General features: G+C 57.7%; 18 protein-coding genes. 13 read left to right on the forward strand and 5 right to left on the reverse strand.

Annotated elements, in window-relative coordinates:
* Window positions 1-197: 197 nt before the first annotated feature.
* Window positions 198-1091: a LysR family transcriptional regulator gene (locus V1T76_RS22255; protein ID WP_330562878.1), complete on the reverse strand. Its 894-nt coding sequence runs from the start codon at window positions 1089-1091 to the stop codon at window positions 198-200.
* Between the two features lie 200 nt (window positions 1092-1291).
* On the opposite strand from V1T76_RS22255, the gene V1T76_RS22260 reads away from it, so the two are divergent.
* Complete coding sequence (locus tag V1T76_RS22260) at window positions 1292-2479, forward strand: serine hydrolase domain-containing protein (protein WP_330562879.1); 1188 nt, start codon at window positions 1292-1294, stop codon at window positions 2477-2479.
* A gap of 639 nt (window positions 2480-3118) precedes the next feature.
* A complete protein-coding gene (locus V1T76_RS22265) occupies window positions 3119-4735 on the forward strand; it encodes a putative bifunctional diguanylate cyclase/phosphodiesterase (RefSeq protein ID WP_330562880.1) in 1617 nt (538 codons plus the stop codon).
* Window positions 4736-4804: 69 nt separating this feature from the next.
* Here the strand turns inward: V1T76_RS22265 and V1T76_RS22270 are convergent, their stop codons facing one another.
* On the reverse strand, window positions 4805-6055 hold the full coding sequence (locus V1T76_RS22270; protein ID WP_330562881.1) for an aromatic amino acid transaminase: 1251 nt from the start codon (window positions 6053-6055) through the stop codon (window positions 4805-4807).
* Between the two features lie 98 nt (window positions 6056-6153).
* Entirely contained in the window at window positions 6154-7191 is a 1038-nt protein-coding gene (locus V1T76_RS22275; RefSeq protein ID WP_330562882.1) for a zinc-dependent alcohol dehydrogenase family protein, read from the reverse strand.
* A 140-nt stretch (window positions 7192-7331) separates the two neighbouring features.
* Between V1T76_RS22275 and V1T76_RS22280 the strand changes: the two genes are divergently transcribed.
* The gene (locus V1T76_RS22280; RefSeq protein ID WP_330562883.1) at window positions 7332-7808 is read left to right on the forward strand and encodes an Lrp/AsnC family transcriptional regulator; all 477 of its coding nucleotides are present in this window, start codon (window positions 7332-7334) and stop codon (window positions 7806-7808) included.
* 46 nt (window positions 7809-7854) lie between these two features.
* On the opposite strand, the gene V1T76_RS22285 is transcribed toward V1T76_RS22280, so the two are convergent.
* Complete coding sequence (locus V1T76_RS22285; RefSeq protein WP_330562884.1) at window positions 7855-8286, reverse strand: MarR family winged helix-turn-helix transcriptional regulator; 432 nt, start codon at window positions 8284-8286, stop codon at window positions 7855-7857.
* A 207-nt stretch (window positions 8287-8493) separates the two neighbouring features.
* On the opposite strand from V1T76_RS22285, the gene V1T76_RS22290 reads away from it, so the two are divergent.
* The 7 genes from V1T76_RS22290 (at window position 8494) to V1T76_RS22320 (ending at window position 15960) form a co-directional block, all read left to right on the forward strand.
* Window positions 8494-9516, forward strand: a complete 1023-nt coding sequence (locus V1T76_RS22290) for a TRAP transporter substrate-binding protein (RefSeq protein ID WP_330562885.1) — start codon at window positions 8494-8496, stop codon at window positions 9514-9516.
* 68 nt (window positions 9517-9584) lie between these two features.
* The gene (locus V1T76_RS22295) at window positions 9585-10076 is read left to right on the forward strand and encodes a TRAP transporter small permease (protein ID WP_330562886.1); all 492 of its coding nucleotides are present in this window, start codon (window positions 9585-9587) and stop codon (window positions 10074-10076) included.
* A 1-nt stretch (window position 10077) separates the two neighbouring features.
* The gene (locus V1T76_RS22300) at window positions 10078-11358 is read left to right on the forward strand and encodes a TRAP transporter large permease (protein WP_330562887.1); all 1281 of its coding nucleotides are present in this window, start codon (window positions 10078-10080) and stop codon (window positions 11356-11358) included.
* Window positions 11359-11471: 113 nt separating this feature from the next.
* Window positions 11472-13004 (forward strand): bifunctional 3-(3-hydroxy-phenyl)propionate/3-hydroxycinnamic acid hydroxylase MhpA, encoded by a 1533-nt coding sequence (gene mhpA / locus V1T76_RS22305; protein ID WP_330562888.1) that lies wholly within the window; start codon window positions 11472-11474, stop codon window positions 13002-13004.
* 28 nt (window positions 13005-13032) lie between these two features.
* Window positions 13033-14022, forward strand: a complete 990-nt coding sequence (tsdA, locus tag V1T76_RS22310) for a gamma-resorcylate decarboxylase (protein WP_330562889.1) — start codon at window positions 13033-13035, stop codon at window positions 14020-14022.
* A gap of 5 nt (window positions 14023-14027) precedes the next feature.
* The gene (locus tag V1T76_RS22315) at window positions 14028-15083 is read left to right on the forward strand and encodes a maleylacetate reductase (RefSeq protein ID WP_330562890.1); all 1056 of its coding nucleotides are present in this window, start codon (window positions 14028-14030) and stop codon (window positions 15081-15083) included.
* Window positions 15084-15102: 19 nt separating this feature from the next.
* Entirely contained in the window at window positions 15103-15960 is an 858-nt protein-coding gene (locus tag V1T76_RS22320; RefSeq protein WP_330562891.1) for an intradiol ring-cleavage dioxygenase, read from the forward strand.
* A 113-nt stretch (window positions 15961-16073) separates the two neighbouring features.
* Here V1T76_RS22320 and V1T76_RS22325 read toward each other — a convergent pair whose 3' ends face one another.
* Entirely contained in the window at window positions 16074-16280 is a 207-nt protein-coding gene (locus V1T76_RS22325; protein WP_330562892.1) for a hypothetical protein, read from the reverse strand.
* Between the two features lie 70 nt (window positions 16281-16350).
* Here V1T76_RS22325 and V1T76_RS22330 point away from each other — a divergent pair, with 70 nt between their 5' ends.
* The 3 genes from V1T76_RS22330 (at window position 16351) to V1T76_RS22340 (ending at window position 19658) form a co-directional block, all read left to right on the forward strand.
* Entirely contained in the window at window positions 16351-16641 is a 291-nt protein-coding gene (locus V1T76_RS22330; RefSeq protein WP_330562893.1) for a hypothetical protein, read from the forward strand.
* Between the two features lie 161 nt (window positions 16642-16802).
* A complete protein-coding gene (locus V1T76_RS22335) occupies window positions 16803-18284 on the forward strand; it encodes a methyl-accepting chemotaxis protein (RefSeq protein WP_330562894.1) in 1482 nt (493 codons plus the stop codon).
* A gap of 675 nt (window positions 18285-18959) precedes the next feature.
* Window positions 18960-19658: a YfdX family protein gene (locus V1T76_RS22340; protein WP_330562895.1), complete on the forward strand. Its 699-nt coding sequence runs from the start codon at window positions 18960-18962 to the stop codon at window positions 19656-19658.
* Window positions 19659-19769 lie beyond the last annotated feature (111 nt).

The following is a 19769-nucleotide window of genomic DNA, read 5'->3' on the forward strand; positions in this document are numbered from 1 at the left end:
TATCTTGACCTCGTTGTGCGTGAATGCGCAACCATGAGATGTTATTTCTTTCAACCGAGTTGTGAGCCGCTGAGCGGGTAGCCCGATGCGCGCTTCTCTGGCTCAACTGGCTTCGTCTCATACGCAGCAAGAGCTTGGGTGTGGGGTCTGGCGCCAAGTCGACTATTCCAGGAAAAACGGCTGATGCTTCGAAAGGCTCAGATGCTTCCGATCAGACGGGTCGAGATGTCTATGATATCGCGGGAAACCAGCGAGTTTGGTGTGTACCTGCGGGTTAGAACACCCAGCTGCATTTTGGGAGGCAGGTCGGGAACTTCTATCGGGCACAATCCGCTGCCCCAGAAGGAATCATCCAGAATTTGAGGCGGGCAGAAGGCGATGAGGTCCGTCGAGCGGTTCAAGGCGGCCAGTAGAAAGGGGGAGCGGCACAGGGTTGGCGGGTGAGCCAGTGTTATCTTTTTCTGCGTCAACCAATCGAGGGCAACCTGGTCTGCACTTCCGGGGGCGGGATTGAGGAGCCAGCGTTCGCCTGCCAGTTCCTCCCAGGTAACCACCCGATTGGCGAACCGTTTCGAGCGGCTGACAGGCGAGATCGTCACCTCCGTGAACGGTTGGAACGCCAGATCCGCCGGTAATGCTTCGGGCGTTGCGATACCAAGGGCAAGATCAAGCTGCCCATCCAGCAGACGCGGCACGATATTCCCCAGCGTGCCGGTTTCAACGTCAAGCTGGCCCTGCGGATGCCGGCGTTGAAATTCGTGAATGATCCCGCCGAGCTTCGTCACCGCAACCACGGGCGTAACCGCGATGCGCGCAGTCGCAATCGCTTGCCCCGATATCCGCCGGACCTCCTCTTCGGCGCGGCGCATGGTGGTGAGGATCAGGCGTGCGTGGTCCACGAGGACCTTTCCCGCAGGTGTGAAACGCGTCCCACGGGAGGCCCTGACGAGCAAAGCGGCCCCCGTTTGCGTTTCGAGCTCGCGCAGCGTCTTGGTCAGCGCACTCTGAGACAGGCCCATGTCACGCGCTGCTGCGCGAATTGAGCCGCTTTCGGCAAGCGCTATAAGGGCCTTGAGTTGGTGTGTTTTCACTTTAAGTGACCACTCTTTGTTGTCAGTAGACAACATTATGTGTCTGTACAGCTCTTGCCAACCTGCTCTGATTGGAACGCCAAACCACGCCGGGTCTCACGCCCGGCGGAGGCTGAGGCATATCGTTACGAAAATCGGAAGCCTGGAGGAGGGCTCTTGTGGTTCATAAAAATATTCGGACGTTTTCGGCGGTGTTGACGATGGCACTGCTGAGCCAACCCATCGCCGCGTCTGCCGACGACGACACACGTTGGTTGTCTCAGACAATGATCAACGGCCGCGCCAGCATGTTTGACCCTGCCTTGAATTTTCTGACATTCCAGCACATGGACCAGATGTTCGCGACGCGCACGGTCGCGGCGGCAGAAGACGCCAAGGCGCTGCCCTCGAAACCTGTCTCCCTGGAGGGGGAGTATGAAATCGATGGGAAGAAACTGACTTTGGAGGAAGCTCTCGAGAGCACATCCACAAATGCACTCGTCGTCGTGAAGGATGGGAATGTCGTTTTCGAAACCTATCGAAACGGTAGCGATGAAAACACCCGATTTCTGACGTTTTCGGTTGCAAAGTCCTATGTTTCGACCTTGATCGGCATGGCCCTTGCCGATGGCTCTATCAAAAGTCTAGACGACAAGGTTACCGACTATCTGCCAGACATGAAGGGAAGCGGTTACGACGGTCCGACGCTTCGCGACCTGTTGCGTATGCGCTCCGGCGTGGAGTGGCTTGAGGTCTATGAATTCGGCAGCGATACGCAGCTGACGAAAGTCCACGACAATGCACTTGTCGCCTACAAGTATCGCTGGTGCGATTACGCGGTAAATGAATCCAGGCGAGGTCCCAACGCTCCAGGGTCGGCGTTCAACTATGCCACGCTCGACACGAGCGTTCTCGGGTGTGTGCTGGAGAAAGCGGTTGGCATGACCGGGGCGCAGTATATGTCCGAGAAACTGTGGAAGCCGGCCGGCATGGAAAACGATGCTTATTGGATCATGGATGGTCCGCCGTCCGTCGGCCGGGAATTCTTCGGCGCCGGTCTTGCTGCGACGGCCCGGGATCACGCCCGTTTCGGCCTGATGTTTCTGAACAATGGTCTTTCGGAAGGTGGCTCGCAGGTCGTCTCTGCGGACTGGGTGAAGGAAGCCACCGTTCCCGATGAGGGGTCAGAGCCGGCCGGACCGGGCGAGGATTTCGGCTATCAGTACCAGTGGTGGACAATCCCCGGCTCGGATGCCTATTCGGCTATCGGGCTTTATCATCAGTTCATCTATGTGGACCCGGCCAACAATCTGGTGATCGCGAAGGCCAGCCATACCGCTGAACCCGTGGGCCATGACATGGAAAACATGGACCTTTTCCGTCAAATCACGGCGCGTCTGGCAAACTGAAGCACCGTTTGAACTTCTGAAATTTGCAGTGCTTTCTTCTGCCTGACCAACGAGCCGCTCTGCTTTCACGCAGTGCGGCTCGACGGCTTTCCCCTGTTATTCGGAACGTGCTGCCTGCGGCTGCGGTCCTTTGTGATCATCAGTAAATTTATCAGGGTTCCGTAGCTGAATGAAAGTTATTTACCGCCTTTTGTTGCAAAGCTGTTACATCTTCTCGAAATATTCGAATTGTGAGTTGACCAAACGGTGCGCTCCAAGCATATCGTGCGACACTCAAAAGTCGGTCGCTACCATAGTTTTTATCAGCGAAAGCGGGCTTCAAACGCGAAAGGTGTTTGAGGCATTGGAATGACACGAACGAGGTAGCGAGTTGCGTCAGAGTGCGCGAAAAATACTACCTAGACGCTACTTTTATGAAATTCGGGTTGTAATTTGAAGTCAGTCTGACTTGCGCCGAGGCTCATAATTTAGCTTATTCTTAAGTCTGAAAATAGAATCAAGAAATACGGACATAGAAAATACTTTATTTAACGCTTTAGTTATGGAGCTAGACGATTATTTGGGTGGAGCGTTTAACCTGAAGCTCGCCCTTCAGAGAAGTGTCTAGGCTTGATAACCTGATGTTCGGGATAGAAGTAAGTGACGGCACAAAACAAAAGACAACGATCACGAAGTGTTATCCGCCTTCTCCTGGAATTCAATCCAAGATTCTCTATTTTGGGAACTGCTCTTGCAACTACTTCAGCGATCCTGTTTGGACTAAGCTGGCTGCACATAACTGCAATTTTTGAAACTCAGCCCTCACCGCCAGTCAATTCAGTCAGTATCATGCTGACGGGACTTTCGCTGTTTTTGTCTCGCACGCCCTTTCGGTCGAAGCGACTGCCTCTGGCAATCGCGACAGTCAGCTTGCTTGTCGCCATGATGAAACCGCTGCTTGGCGCAGCAGGCTTGATGAGCAGTCTCTGGATATTGACCAACTCGACCATTGTTTGCCTTCTGGCATTCGCCGCAATTCTTGTCTCGATCCAAAAGCCGGTGGCTGCGCAGGTAACCGCAGTGCTGGCGATCCTGTTGTTTGGCGCCAGTCTGTTGAGCGTTGTGCAAACCGCTCCCGGCTCGAAGGTTGCCATCCTGATTTTATATGCCAGCGGCTTTCTCGTGGCTTCGAGCGTTTTGACCAGAACGATTTACCGGGGGCCGCTCTATCGCATGGTCACTGCGGGATCGAGCGCCAAGTATATTTTTGCGCAGGCCTTTTTGGTCGTTCTTCTGGCGATCGGCATAACCTATCTCAGCATCCGCAACACCATTCATCCGTATTTTGTTCCCCTGGCCGTGATTGCCATTCTCTGTCTGATCTACTTTGTGCTTCTTAAATTGATGCCGTTCCTTTCTCACAAGCAGGTGCAGCCACTTGTGCCGCCGGCGAGAAGGCAGGTTATCAATGACATTGATCACGCATTGGCTGACAAGCAATTTACGACCTACTATCAGCCGCAGATTGACGTCGAGACGGGCAGGCTGGTCGGTGCGGAAGCGCTCGCCCGCTGGATACATCCTGAAAATGGTGTTGTCTCTCCTGCAGATTTCATTCCGGTCGCTGAGCAAAGTGGTCAGATCATCGAAATTGGATATCAGGTCCTGGAGCGCGCATGTCTTGATGCGATGACGTGGCCCTTTTTCCAAAGCGCAGATGCGAAACTTTCCGTAAATATCTCGCCGCTGCAGCTTCAGGCGCCGGACTTGCTGGAAAATGTGCAGCGTATCCTCAAGTCGACAGGATTACCGGCTGAAAAACTGGTTCTTGAATTGACAGAAACGGCTCTCGTACGTCGCGGGGAGCCGGGGTACGATACCATTTGGGCCTTGCACGGTCTGGGCATCTCGATCGCTGTCGATGACTTTGGAACCGGATATTCCTGCCTGGCGTATCTGAGTGACTTGCCGGTGCAATATCTGAAGATCGATCAGTCTTTCGTTAAAAAACTTCCGGATGATCAGCCCTCGGCAACGATTGCCCGCAGCATTGTCGGGCTTGGTTGTGGTCTGCAAATAAAGATCGTTGCTGAGGGTGTTGAAACAGCAGAACAGGAAGACTTCCTGAAATCCATCAGGTGTCACAAGGCTCAGGGCTATTATTATTCAAAGCCGATGTGTCCGGAAGACTTCATCGACTGGGCAAGCAGCTTCAACGAGAAGCCTCCGGTACAAGGTCCGGCGTTGATGGAAGGGAAAAGGATGTTTTTCGCTTGAGGCTTTTTATGAGCTCCTGCGTCTCCTGAGTCCCTCAGCAAATTCCCCCGATCCGTGCTCGCAAGAGGCCTATGATCTCGAGGCCATCACCGTCCGGACGGCTCGGATCAGCCAGCCGATATCTTGGGAACCCAGGCGTGCGACGTTGACCCGGCCTCCCTTGACGACATGGATGCCGTGATCACGGGTCAGTGCCGTTTCCTGGTGCTCCGTAAGCGGGAGCAATGAAAACATCCCGCGCTGCTGCGTGAGATACGCAAGGTCCTGCGTTCCAAAATCATTCCTTTCCGTTTGCGTGATTTGGGCACGAACCTCGGCAACGCGGACGCGCATCCGGTCGAGTTCCTGCAGCCAGAGAGCCTTCAGCTTTTGATCCTGCAAAATAGTGCGCACCACGGACGGACCATGATCGGGTGCGTGAGAAGCGCCTGAACGAACGATGGCCGAAACTGCTCTATGGATGCGGGGCTGGTCGTCCTTTCGGGTTTTTACGAAAAGCGCCCCGGCTCGGTCCCGGTAGATGCCAAAGGATTTGGAAAGCGTGACGCAGACGATGCATTCGTGAAAGCGTTCGGCAATCTGCCGGGCCATGGCGCAATCGGCCTCGAAACCGTGGGCAAAGCCGAGATAGGCGAGATCGATCCAGGGGATGATGCCACGCTGCTCCAGAACCTCGAGCAGGGCGTTGAACTGCTCTGCCGTCATATCCGCGCCTGTCGGGTTGTGACACACCCCTTGCATGAGAAAAACATCGCCGGCTTTGGCGTTGGTCAACCCGTCCAGCATTTGATTGAACGTAATCTTGCGCCCGATGGGATCGTAATAAGGCACCTGGGCAAATCTGGTGCCGGCCGCCGTCAGAATGGGGATGTAGTTGCCGTAGGTTGGCGTCTGCAGCCAGACGGTTGGCGGATCGGGCATCTGCGCCAGCAGATCCGCCATGACCCGCAACGCCACCGCTCCGCCTGAGGTCTGCGCCGCAACCCAGTCACTGCTGAAGGCTTCGTCCAGAATTTCCCGGCCGAGAACCGCGCAGTATTCGGCGTCGCCCGTCAGGGCGAGGTAAGACTTTGTTGTTTGCGTCTCAACCAGCCGCCGCTCTGCTTCCTTTACGGCCTTCAGAACCGGGGTTTGGCCATGCGCATCCTGGAAAATGCCAACAGTGAGGTTGAGCTTGTCCGTCCGGGGATCCTGAGCAAAGTAATCTGCTCCGATCATGATGGGATCGACCGGGTAATCCTCAACCTTCTCGAACACGTCTGAGCCCTTTTCAAAATCGATCGCACGGATGCGGCAAGCTCCCACTGCCTTGCCGATCATCTCCCCGAAGTGATTGCCCTGCAATGGGGGAACGGCAAAACGGCGGTGATCCTTGCTGGAGCATTCCCGGCATGGCAGTTGGGCGTGCTGCCCCAGCTTCAGAACCGGGTTATGACCGTTGCGCCGACAGACTGGAAGCTGTCCATGCTCATCAGGGCCTCCGGTGCCTCCGCCAGACTGATCTGGCTGCCGACCAGCCGCGAGGGATCGAGCTTGCCGCTGGCCACCATGTCCAGCATCGCGCCATATCGGTGCGCCTGCATCCCGTGCGAGCCGAGCAACTCGATTTCCTGACCCACGATCTTGGGCATCGGAATGGCGGGGGCAGCATGGTCGCCGAGCATCAGCCCGACCTGAATGTGTTTCCCGCGTGGCCGCAGGCACAGGATGGAGTTGGTCATGGTCACCGGGTGGCCGAGCGCATCCAGCGAGACATGGGCGCCGCCCCGAGTGATCTCTTTGATCGCCTCCGGCACATCGGCTTCGCTGCCGTTGATGACCGCCACGGCACCGAGATCTTGCGCGAGCTTCAGCTTGGCGGGTGCGAGATCCACCCCGATCACATTGGCCCCGGCCGCTGCCGCGATCATGACAGCCGACAGCCCCACGCCGCCGCAGCCATGCACCGCCACCCACTGGCCCGCACTGACCTTGCCCTGATCGATCACGGCGCGAAAGGACGTTGCGAACCGGCACCCGAGACTGGCCGCGGTTGCAAAGTCCATGCTCTCCGGCAGTGCCACGAGGTTCAGGTCGGCCTGATGAATGCCGACAAATTCGGCGAACGACCCCCAATGGGTGAAGCCGGGCTGTTCCTGGTGAAGGCATACCTGCTGGTGGCCTGCATGGCATTCCGGACAACTTCCGCAGCCGCAGATGAAGGGAACGGTGACCTTGTCGCCAACCTTCCAGTTGGTAACGTCTTTACCGACTGCCTCGATAACACCGGCCAGTTCATGGCCAGGCACATGCGGCAGCTCGATGTCGCTGTCATGTCCCATCCATCCATGCCAGTCGCTTCGGCAGACGCCGGTTGCCGCAACCTTCAATACGACACCATGCGCCTCGGGGCTCGGGTCATCCACCGTGACCAGCTTTGGCGCTTCCTGGAACTTTTCAAACAGCACGGCCTTCATGACATGGTCTTTCCGTTTCGCGATTCATTGGCGGGGATCATAGAAGGAAAATTGGGAAATACTTTGCTAATCCTGCGCATTTTAGCTTATTTAAGGACAGGAAAACCTCAGTTTTGCTGACTTTCGATAGGATTCTGCCCTTGTCTGAAATCGATGCCGCCAACGCTCAGATCCTGTCCCTGCTGCAAAACGACGGTCGGATGACCAATGCAAAGCTGTCCGAAAAGCTGGGCATGAGTGAAACTCCCTGCTGGCGTCGCCTGAAACGGCTGGAGGAAGAGGGTTTCATCGAAGGTTATCAGGCCAATTTGAACCGCCGCAAGCTGGGGCTGGGTGTCATGGCTTTTGTACAGCTCCGCTGTTCAAAACATGATCAGGCGGCAACGGCGGAATTTCAACGGATCGTCGAGACAACCCCGAACATCCTTGCCTGTCACAACACGACCGGCGCAGACGATTTCCTGCTGATCGTCGTCGCACGGGACCTGGACGATTACAGCACCTTTGTCGATAGCACCCTACGCCGGCTTCCAGGGGTGACCAGCATTCGCTCCAACCTCTCGCTGAAAGAAATGAAAGCCTCCAGCAAGCTGCCGATCCTGCCATCCACCCCCTAGTGCTATTGCACCAGGCCCATTCGCTTTGCGCCACGGGGCGCGTTGGTCAAAGCTTCTCCACCTGCTGATTGATCTGGCACAGGAGCGTCTTCAGGATATCCACCTGATCCTTGTCCAGGTTGGAGATGAGAGTGTCCTCGAAATGCATGGCGATCTGCATGAGTTCGTCCGCGAGGTCAGCCCCTTTGGGGGTAACGTCAATCAACACGATACGGGCGTTTTCCGGCGGGCGGATGCGGGTGACCAGGCCGCGTTTCACCATCAGACTTATCAGCCGCGACAGAGTGGAAAGCTCCACCGACACAAGTTCTGAAAGGTCGCCGAGCGTCTTTGTGCCTGATTGGCGCAAGACGGCCAGCACACGGTACATTGGAAGGGTCACGCCGTAACTGGCGATCCGCCGTGTGAAACGCTCACCCAGGGCGACGCCGGCGCGGTTCAGCAGATAGGGCACTGAATCTGTGAAACGATAGACCAAGGAATATCTCCGTTCGTCGCCTGAGGCCTGCGTGACTCTTGGGCAAGTGCATTCGCGCAACGCATGCGCCCGTAATTTCGTCTATGCCCCAAAACTCTTTCCAGCGCAACTCATGCACAAACAACATTTGCAAATGCAAAAGTTAAGTGCTACTACGGATGCGGAGGAAACAGGATCCGCTCAAGGGTCCACTCATGGGAGGATTCAATGAACAAGGCGCTTGCCTGTGCCGCCTGGCTCGGTCTGTCCGCAGTTTTCAATGCAACTGTAGTCGAAGGACCGGCGTTTGCCGCGGACTATACGCTTAAAGTCTCGTCTCCGACGAACAATGACGCTATCCTGAAGTGGATGGAAGGTTTCAAGACACGCGTAGAAGCCTCCACCCAGGGGCAGATAGAAGTTCAGCTTTATCCTGCGAACCAGCTTGGCCAGATCCCGGCGACGGTAGAAGGCGTCTCGATGGGTACCATCGAGGTGACGGCACCTGCTTCCGGTTTCTTCGTCCAGTACGACAAGCGGTTTGAAGCGCTCGACGTTCCAGGCCTGTTCAGCGACATGGCGCACGCACAAAGGGTGCTGTCGGACCCGGAAGTGCTGGACCGGCTGGAAGAATACGGTGCCGATCAGGGTTTGCATACCCTGGCAGCGTTTCCGCACGGTCCGCTCGGTATCGTCAGCGTCAAGACGGTCGACACCGCCGCGGCCCTGGAAGGACAGCGTATCCGGGTCGCCGGACCTTCGGCATTGTCCACGGGGCCGTTCAAGGAACTCGGCGCATCGCCGATCTCGATGCCTCTCGGTGAAGTGTTGCCGGCCATTCAGAACGGGGTCGTCGACGGGACGATCGCTGGCCTGCCGGTGTTCACCATCTTCCATTACTACGACGTTGCCAAGGATCTGACGGTGTTGCCGGAGAGCTATCTGATCGTGACTGCGGTCGCGAGCCAGTATTTCCTGGATGCCCTCGGAGAGGATCTTTCCGGGAAGGTGAAGACGGCAGCCCGTGAGGCGCTTTCCGATGCCAATAGCTGGAATCTGAAGGCTGTCGAGGGGGTACAGGGCACCTGGAAAGAGAACGGCGGCACGATCTTCAACCTCTCCGTCGCAGACAAGGCTGCCTATCTGAAGGCAGTCGCGGACACGCTGCCGACCGCCTACAGCCAGAACCCGGCTCTTGAAGAAGAGGTCGAGTTCCTGAAATCCGCCGCCGCACGCGTTGCAGGCGAATAATCTCACGGCAAGGCCCGGATTGCGCATCTGAGTGCCTTGCCGCCCTCTCAGGCGTTCACGAGACATCCATGAGACGAGTTTTGGAAATCCTGTCCAACTGGATCGGCAATGCGCTCGCGGTATTGCTGATATTGATGGTGCTGCTTTTGTGCCTCGGCGTTGCGCTTCGTTACATTTGGGGCGTGTCCCTGCTGTGGGCTGACGAAACGCTGGTATTTGCCATGGTCGGCATGGTTTTCGTCGGGGCCATCGGGGTTTCTCATCGCGATCAGCATCTGCGCATGTCTCTCCTGACCCACAATGCATCGCGCAGGGTTCGGCGTTTCTTCGCCATTTTCGAACAGATCGCGACCGTCGCCGTCTGTCTCTTCGTTGCTCACTATTCGTTCAAAGCTGTCAGCCGGCTTTCAGCGCGCGGCACCTTGAGCAACATGGCCGAGATTCCGCTCTGGCTGATCCAAGGGACCGTTCTTGTTGGCCTTGTCGGCATGGCGCTGGTGGCGGCTGCGCGCCTCTGGGACCTGCTGACCCAAACGCGTCGGACCGGTGGGAGCAACTGACATGATCTGGACCCTTGTCGTGCTGCCCCTCGTCATGATGCTGATGGGCTTTCCCATCTTCCTGGTGCTGCTGGCAGCTTCGGCAGCAACCATGGCCTTCACCATGCACATGCCGATGGTCGCGCTGCAGCAGTATCTCTTTGCTTCGGTCAACGCCTACGCGCTTCTGGCCCTGCCGTTCTTCATTTTTGCCGGGGAACTCATGGACCGGGGCGGTATAGCGCAACGCCTGATCGAGCTGATGCGTGCCAGCATGGGCCGGGTTCCCGGCAAGGTGCCGTTGACGGGGATCACCAGCGGGGCCGTTTTCGGGGCGATAACCGGGGTCGGGGCGGCTTCTGTTGCCACCTTGAGCAAGGTCATGCTGCCATCTCTGCGGGAGGACAAATACCCCGACAGTTACTCCTCCGGCCTGCTGGTCTCAGCCGGTGCTGTGGGTGTGATCCTGCCTCCGTCCATCCCGATGATCGTCTATGCGGCTGCGGCGGACGAGTCTATCCCGCGCCTTTACGCTGCAGGCATCTTTCCCGGGCTTCTCATCGTTGGTCTTCTCTGCCTGCACGCGCTTTGGGTTGGGCGGCGTCACGACATGCCGGCGAGCGAGGCGTTTTCCATAAGACGCTTTGTCAATGCGTTCCGCCGCGGGATCTGGGCAGCGGGCGTCCCCGTGCTGATCATCGGCGGGATTTATGGCGGAATCTTCTCGCCGACGGAGGCGGCTGGAGTTGCCTGTCTTTATGCCTTTCTCGTCAGTTGGGGCGTCATGCGGCATTTGACGCTGAAAGACCTGCTGGAGGCCGCGCGCACCACAGTGATGTTCACATCGCAGATCATGATCGTGATTGCCTGCGCCGGAGTGTTTTCCTGGCTGATCACCGTCAATCAGGTCTCCGGACAGCTCGTTGCGCTGATTGATGCGATGGCGTTGCAGCCCTGGGTGCTGCTGCTTGCCATAAATATCCTGCTTCTGATCGTGGGGTGTCTGGTCGATCCGTTGTCGGCAATTCTGCTGCTGACGCCGCTGCTCCTGCCTCTGATCACCGCCGTGGGCGTCGATCCGGTTCATTTCGGCATCATCTTGACGGTGAACCTAGCCATCGGTCTGTTCACGCCGCCATTCGGGATCAACATTTTCGTGTTGCAGTCCCTGTCGCGGATCGACCTGCGCGTGATTTACGGCGGGATCCTGCCGTTTTTCGCAATCTATCTGCTGGCGCTTCTGCTGGTCACCTATGTGCCGGAAATCTCGCTCTTCGGCGTCTCACTCCTGATGGGAAACTAACACCGTAATCTTCGCATAAAGCGCAGAAACGCAACTTCGTGCGGTCAAAACTTGCAAATGCAAGAATTGTAAATGCAATCATAAAGGCCGCGCCGGATCAAATGGAGGATACCATGCAATACGATGTCGCCATTGTCGGCTATGGCCCGACGGGAATGGCCCTGGCGGCGCTTCTGGGGCAGCTCGGGCATAAGGTCGTTGTTCTGGAGCGCTATTCGGGTCTCTACAACCTGCCGCGCGCCGCCGCCTTCGATGATGAGACGATGCGGACCTTTCAAAAGCTCGGCATCGCCGAAAAGGTGCTTCCCGGCACCAACATTCAGCAGGGTTATGTCTGGATGAACGGTGAAGGCGACGTGCTTCTGGATATCGAATACGACAATCCCGGCCGGTGCGGCTGGCCGTCTCAATACATGATGTACCAGCCACATCTGGAAGACGTTTTCGACACCCTGTGCAAGACGACACCGGGCGTGGAGGTGCGCCAGGGCGTTACCGTCACCGCCTTGACCGAGCAGCCCGATGGCGTCCAGGTGACAGCGAAAACCGAAGCGGGTGAGGAAGTGTCCGTCGGTGCCCGTTATGTCGTGGGCTGCGATGGCGGCAATGGTTTTGTTCGACAGCACCTGAAGGGCGATCTGGAGGATCTCGGCTTTTTCGAGAATTGGCTGGTTTGCGATTTCGAGATGAAGCGCACTGTCCCGGGGCTGCCGTCGTTCCGCCAGGTGTGCAACCCGGCTCAGCCGATCTCCATCGTCAACATCGGGCCGAACCATCACCGCTTCTCGTTCCGCCTGGAAGCCGATGTAGATCGGGACGAGGTGCTGAAGCCGGAAGGCGTGTGGCGCCGTGTTGAACAATTCCTTACGAAGAAGGACGCGGAGCTGATCCGTGTCGCCAACTACACCTTTCGGTCCTGCATCGTGGATGCCTGGCGCAAGGGCAGGGTGCTTCTGGCAGGTGACGCTGCACATCAGATGCCGCCGTTCCTGGCGCAGGGAATGGTTTCGGGAATTCGCGACGCCCGCAATCTGGCCTGGAAGCTCGATATGGTTCTGGACGGTTATTCGGATGACCTGCTCGACACCTATCAGCCCGAGCGGGAACCCCATGTGCGCTTTATCACCGACAAGGCAATCGAACTCGGCCGGGTCCAGACCATGCGTGATCCGGAAGAGGCAAAGAAGCGCGACGCGCGTTTGATTGCTGCACGCGCGGCCAACAGGAAGCCCGACAAACTGCGCTATCCGGCGCTGAGCGGGGGGCTGATCGCCAATGACGGCGAGCTTCTTCCCCAGGGCCTTGTCTCAACAGCAGAAAAAACCGCGCTCTTCGACGAAATTGCCGGCACTGGCTGGCTCATTGTTGCCAAGGGGCCGGAAGCGCTTTGCGACCTGACGCAATCCGACAGGGACGGTTTTGCCGCCATCGGCGGCCGCGAAGCTGTGTTCGCGATTTCCAGCATGTTCGGAGGCGCCGAGATTTCCGACACCAACGGCGTTTATGCGCGCTGGTTCGATGAAACCGGTGGCGTGGCCGCCATCGTCCGCCCGGACAGCTACGTCTATGGCGTGGCCCGAGATGCCGGCGAACTCGCCCTGCTGACTCGTCAGCTTCTCTCAACGCTTGGATCGCCCAAATCCTGACACCCGAAAATCTTGAAGGAAAACAGCCATGCAAGGCAAGATCGCACTCGAAGAACATTTCGCCATTCCCGACACGCTGCAGGATTCCGCCGGTTTCGTACCGGGCTCCTACTGGGAAGAGTTGCAGCACCGCCTGCTGGATATTCAGGATACCAGGCTGAAGCTGATGGATGCCCACGGGATCGAGATGATGATCCTCTCGCTGAACGCTCCGGCGGTGCAGGCGATAACGGACCGCGGCAGGGCCATCGACATTGCAAGGCGCGCCAATGACGCGCTTGCAGAGGAATGTGCGAAACGTCCGGACCGCTTCCGCGCGTTTGCGGCCCTTCCGTTGCAGGATCCTGAAGCCGCCGCGGCTGAACTGCAGCGCTGCGTGAAGGATCTCGGCTTCGTCGGGGCGCTGGTCAACGGCTTTTCCCAGGATGCGGAACAAGGCGGCGGACAGGAACTTCTCTACTACGATCTGCCGCAATATCGCCCGTTCTGGGCCGAGGTGGAAAAGCTGAACGTGCCTTTCTACCTGCACCCGCGCAACCCGCTGCCGCAGGATTCGCGCATTTATGACGGGCATCCCTGGCTGATGGGGCCGACCTGGGCCTTTGCTCAGGAAACCGCCGTGCACGCGCTGCGCCTGATCGGCTCGGGCCTGTTCGACGACCATCCCGCCCTGCAAATCGTTCTCGGGCACATGGGAGAGGGCATTCCCTACATGCTCTGGCGGATCGACCACCGCAACGCCTGGGTCAAGCTGCCGCCAAAACATCCGGCAAAGCGGAAGTTTGCCGATTACTTCAACGAGAACTTCCACATCACCACGTCCGGCAATTTCAGAACCCAGACACTGGTTGACGCAATTCTCGAGTTGGGCTCGGACCGGATCCTGTTCTCCACCGACTGGCCGTTCGAGAACATCGATCACGCGGCTGACTGGTTCGATGCCGCCAGCATCGCCGATGCAGACCGGCTCAAGATCGGCCGCGGCAACGCCAACAAGCTGTTCAAGCTGGACCTGTGACCGCGATGTTGTCTTTCAGCCATACAGGCCTGCCCGCCCGAATCGTATTCGGGCGGGGGGCGCAGGCGCAGGCAGGCGCCGAGATCGAACGCCTGGGTGCGAAGCGTGCGCTGGTGCTGTCGACACCTCAGCAAAGTCAGGAAGCGGAGGCGCTGGCTTCCGCTCTCGGATCTATGTGCGCGGGTGTCTTCAGCGGTGCGGCAATGCACACGCCGGTGGAGGTCACCGCAAAGGCGCTTGAAGTCTACGAGCAGTCCAATGCAGATTGCGTCGTGGCGTTGGGCGGCGGGTCCACAACCGGTCTCGGAAAGGCCCTGGCTGCGCGAACCGGGGCAGCACAAGTGGTCATCCCGACCACGTATGCAGGCTCCGAAGTGACGCCCATTCTGGGGGAGACGAAGGACGGGTTGAAAACGACCCGGAGGGGACCTGAGATCCTGCCGGAAACCGTCATCTATGATCCGGAGCTGACCGATACGCTGCCGCAGGTGCTGAGCATCACCAGCGGTCTCAATGCCATGGCCCACGCTGCTGAAGGCGTCTATGCGCAGGACGGCAGCCCGATCTTCACGCTAATGGCGGTTGAGGGGCTGCGGGCGCTGCGGGATGCATTGCCGGCCATCGCCGCAAAACCCAGTGATCGGGACGGACGAGACCTCGCCCTTTACGGCGCTTGGCTGTGCGGAACCGTGCTGGGCGGCGTCGGCATGTCGATACACCACAAGCTGTGCCACACGCTTGGCGGCAGTCTGGATCTGCCTCACGCGGAAACCCATGCCATCTTGCTGCCTCACACCATCGCTTTCGTCGAGGCAGCAAAGCCGGACGTGCTTGCACCGGTTGCGTCGCTGTTCGGCGGCCGGGCCGGGGCAGGTTTGCATGCGTTTGCGAAGAAACTCGGCGCCCCTCAAAGTCTGGCGGATCTCGGGGTCAAGGAAGCGGATCTCGACCGCATGAGTGAACAGGCAACCGCCAATCCATACTGGTGTCCGCGCCCGCTGGAGCGGGAAGCGATCCGGAACCTGCTTCAGCGGGCCCTGGTCGGCGACGCACCGGAGTGAGCTGCGAGGAAACACAGATATGATCAATTATTTCACCGAAGAAGCGTCCGTCGAGGCCGTCAACGGGCGGATAGGCGAGGCGGCCAGACCGCGTTTGAAGGTGGTTATGGAAAGCCTGGTCCAGCACCTGCACGCCTTCGTCAAGGATGTGCATCTGACGCAGGAGGAGTGGGAGATCGCTATCGAGTTCCTGACCAAAACAGGTCAGATCTGCTCGGGTGAACGCCAGGAATATATCCTTCTTTCCGATGTCCTTGGCGTTTCGATGCTGGTTGACGCGATCAACAACCGGCGTCCGCCGGGGGCGACGGAAAACACGGTTTTTGGCCCCTTCCATGTGGCTGACGCCCCGGTTCGCGCCAACGGCGATACCATCTGCCTCGACGGCAAGGGCGAGAGCTGCCTGTTTGAAGGCAGGGTGCTTGATCTGGAGGGAAACCCGATCGCAGGCGCGTGTGTAGACGTCTGGTCCGACAATGCCGAAGGTTTCTACGATGTCCAGCAACCGGATGTTCAGCCGAAGTGGAACAATCGCGGTCGGTTCATGAGCGAGGCAGACGGCAGTTACAGCTTTGTCGGCATCAAACCGGTCAGTTATCCGATCCCGGATGATGGCCCGGTTGGCAAGATGCTCGGCGCCTTGGGACGTCATCCCTATCGTCCGGCGCACATGCATTTTCTGGTGACCGCGCCCGGTTTCCAGAAATTAGTCACCCACACGTTCGTTGGTGGTGACACCTATCTGGAAAGTGATGCGGTGTTTGGTGTGAAGAAGAGCCTGATCGCGCCGTTCGAACGGCTGGAAGGCGATAAGACACTCTGGCGCTCGACATATGATTTTGTGCTTGTGCCGGAGACGTTCGAAGGCCCGTTCTGAACCCGATGCGGCAGCGCAGAGCTGTCGCATTGGGTGGTCCGCCTCATGGGTCGTTGCATGGGCACGACCGCAGATTACCGGCTACTACTCTGCGTCCTTGCGCGCTTCAACGGTCAACCTGGAACCCCGGCTTGTGGTCTGGCCAGCGATTTTATGCCGGCGCAGCACGGGTTGTCCTCGAACAGCCCTCCCAGACCGAAGCCTAGGATGATGGCGAGGGTTCCGCCGACAAGGGAAGGAAAGGGCGAAAGCGACAGGGCCAGACCCGCTTCTCCCTTGCGGGCCATCGGAAAGGGCACGTCGGCAGGAGAACTTGCCACCGATCTTGCCGTGGATTTTCCACCGCTCGTTGATCGAAAGCTCTATCTTTTAGCCGCATAAACGGCGGCCATGCCCTGGACGGGGCATTACGGTGCGCAGATCGAAGTGGCCAGCAATGTTGACGGTACCTTGTCGATCGCACTCCGCGCGCAACACGACATCAGTGGTTTGTCAGCTCCGCATCGACCGCCTCGCAACGTGACGAAGCTGGAAGTCGATCATGGCGGCACGACAGGCAAGCCTCCCGGTGTCCTGATCCAGGTGATGTCTGTCTCCGAAATTCTGACGGGCTACTCCACATCGGGTGGCAACGCTTCTTATTCAACGCTCACCAGGAATAATAATAAAGAACAAAAATAATTTTTAAAATTTTAAATATCATCTCAAGTAACTGCTCACCTAATAATAATTGTTTCAAATTTTATTTGTTTGGGTTCGGGTTTAATTTCACCAAGTACAATTTTATTTACTTTTTCCACTTCATTTAATTTTCAAAGAAAAAATGTTGTTGGAGACGTTCAATGGGTATTTTTGCAGGAAACTCCTGGAAGGCTGTTGTCCAGGCAATCAGCGCCTCCCAAGCGATGATCGAATTTGCGCCGGACGGCACGATCCTGACGGCAAACCAGAACTTCCTCGACGCGATGGGCTATTCGCTTCAGGAAATTTCGGGCCGCCATCACAAGATGTTTGTGGAACCCGCTTACGGGGAGAGCCTTGAATATCAGACTTTCTGGCAGGAACTGGCGCGCGGAGAGTTCAAGTCGCGGGAATTTCAGCGTTTTGGCAAGAACGGCAGGGAAGTATGGATTCAAGCCTCCTACAACCCGATCTTCAACGCCTCGGGAAAGGTCACGAAGGTCGTCAAGATTGCGTCGGATATCACGGCACGCAAGATGGAAACCGCTGACCTGCAGGGCCAGGTAAATGCCATCAACCGCGCGCAGGCGGTCATCCACTTCGAGCTGGATGGCACGATCCTGGATGCAAACGACAATTTTCTGTCCGCGATGGGCTACAGCCTTGAGGAAATCAAGGGACGACACCATCGCATGTTCGTTGAAAGCGACTTCGCTGCCAGCGCAGACTATGCCGAATTCTGGAAGGATCTGGCCGCCGGAAACTTCAAGTCCTCCGAGTTCAAGCGTCTCGCGAAAGGTGGTCGGGAGATCTGGATCCAGGCGACCTACAATCCGATCTTCGACGCAGCCGGTCGCCCCTTCAAGGTCGTCAAGTTTGCTACCGATGTCACGGAGCGCGTCATGGAGCGCTTCCGCAAGGCAGAGGCACAACAGAAGATCGACAGGGACCTGTCCGAGATTGTGAGTTCTATTGCTTTGACGACAGAGCAGGCCACAGGGGCGGCTTCAGCTTCGGAGCAGACCTCCGCCAGCGTTCAGACCGTGGCCGCTGCCTCGGAGGAACTGGCTGCCTCCATCCAGGAAATCAGCCGGCAGGTACAGACCGCCATGGAGGTTTCTCAAAAAGCCATTCAGGAAGCCGAGCAGTCCAGCCGGATCATGTTCGGCCTTTCTGAAGATGCCAAGACCATCGGTTCCGTGCTTGAACTGATCGACGGCATCGCCGGGCAGACCAACCTGCTTGCACTGAACGCAACCATCGAAGCAGCGCGCGCCGGAGAGGCAGGCAAGGGATTTGCGGTGGTTGCCTCCGAGGTGAAAAGCCTCGCATCGCAGACCAGCAAAGCGACAGAGGAAATCTCGACACAGATCAATTCGGTGCAGACGACGACGGAGAGCGCAGTTCAGGCCATCCAGTCGATCATGAAGGTGATCAGCGAAATCGGGGACATTGCCACAGGTATTTCCTCGGCCGTGGAGGAGCAAACCGCCGTCACCCACGAAATCTCCTCGAACATGCAGTTCGCGGCCCAGGGTGTGGAGCAGATCACCGCCAACATGCAGTCCGTCTCCGCCGCGACGGCGCAGATCAGCGCGGCGACCCAAAGCGTGAAAGAAGTCTCCCGGTCGATCGCCGCATAGGCCTTGGAAAACGCTCCCTCGTTCCAGGTCCGACCCCATAAGAGAAGCGCCGAAGACCTTAAGCTCCTAAGGCGCAGCCACTCCAACCAACTTGATGCCCGGCAAACGAGCCGGGCATTCTTTTTAGGGTGTGGCTCCATAAATGAAGACGATATGGCACGAGAAATGGCGAAACTGCGTTAGGAAGTGTGGGCGGAGTGGGCTTTCTGCCCGGTCAAGCAGGCTGACCACACGCGGTGAAGCCATTTTCATGTCCTTCGGATTTGACCGGATTGGTCCTCCTCCGCGTTGCGAAAGCTTGAAAATGAGCCACATTTCCTGCGCTTTCGCGCCTTGCTGATGACCAATCCGCCTCAAACCATTTCATCTTCATTATGGCCCACACCCTAGCTGAGGCGAGGTATGCTGCAGCAGGGTGTCTCCGAGACAAATCGGGCGACATCCGTTCGCCACACAAAGCTTGCGGAGCGTGCGGTATTTTTCCACGAACGCAGTGAAATCCGTGATTGCTCCAGTGTCTGCCATCCGCTGTGGGGCACTGGGCTCTGGCTTTCCGTTCAAACCTGCCTGTCTCAACAAAATTTAAACTTCGCGACAGGAGCGGACAAAGGAGAGAGCGCATCCTTCATGCGTTCCAGTCAAGAACTGGTCTGTCCTCGTTCATAGGAGGAATGAATGCGTAAATTCAGTATAGCCAAATCCGCAACCGCTTTTGCCCTGCTGGCGACTGTTGGCGCGGGCGCGCTCCAGGTTGCCCCTGCACTTGCAGACAGCAAGGCTCCTGCCGCCGTCGAGCAATCGGCTGCAACACCGGCCAAGGATGCCGTCGCCACCGCGACCCAGTCGTCGGAAGACAACGCAATCCTCAAGACGGTCGATGACGCCTACAAGGCCGTTCGTGAAGTGCGTGCAGCCCGTATCGCCATCTTCAACGGCCAACCCGATCAGGCGACCAGTTTCGTAACCAGCGCGCAAAAGGATTTCGAGGCGGCGCAAGCAGCCATGGACACTTACGCCATCAAGGACAAGAAGACACCGAAGGAAGGCGATTCCTATCTGCCGTTCGATTCATCCTTGTCCCTTGCCGAGGGTTTCGTTCCCACGCAGGACAAGCAGGAAACCCTGTTGAAGGCCAATGAGCATCTGGCCAAGGGTGAAAGCAGAAAGGCTGCCGAGATCCTGAAACTGGCCAACGTCGATGTGACGGTGTCCGCGGCGCTGGTTCCTGCCAAGACCGGTCTTGCCCATGTTTCCGACGCGGCCAAACTGATCGGCGAGAAGAAATATTACGAGGCCAACCTTGCCTTGAAGGCCGTGGAAGACTCCATCGTCGTGGAGAACTATTCGGTCGATGCAGTTCCCGCACAGGGATAACCTCCGGAACCCGAATGGAGCGGATGGCGTTCCGGCGCCACCCTTCCTCAAGACGAAATGCGCCCGTGACGGATCTTTCCGTCATCGGGCGTTCGGGGTGTCGGGGCACAC

The sequence above is a fragment of the Roseibium sp. FZY0029 genome (assembly GCF_036350355.1).
In the GTDB taxonomy this organism is placed as follows: Bacteria; Pseudomonadota; Alphaproteobacteria; order Rhizobiales; family Stappiaceae; genus Roseibium.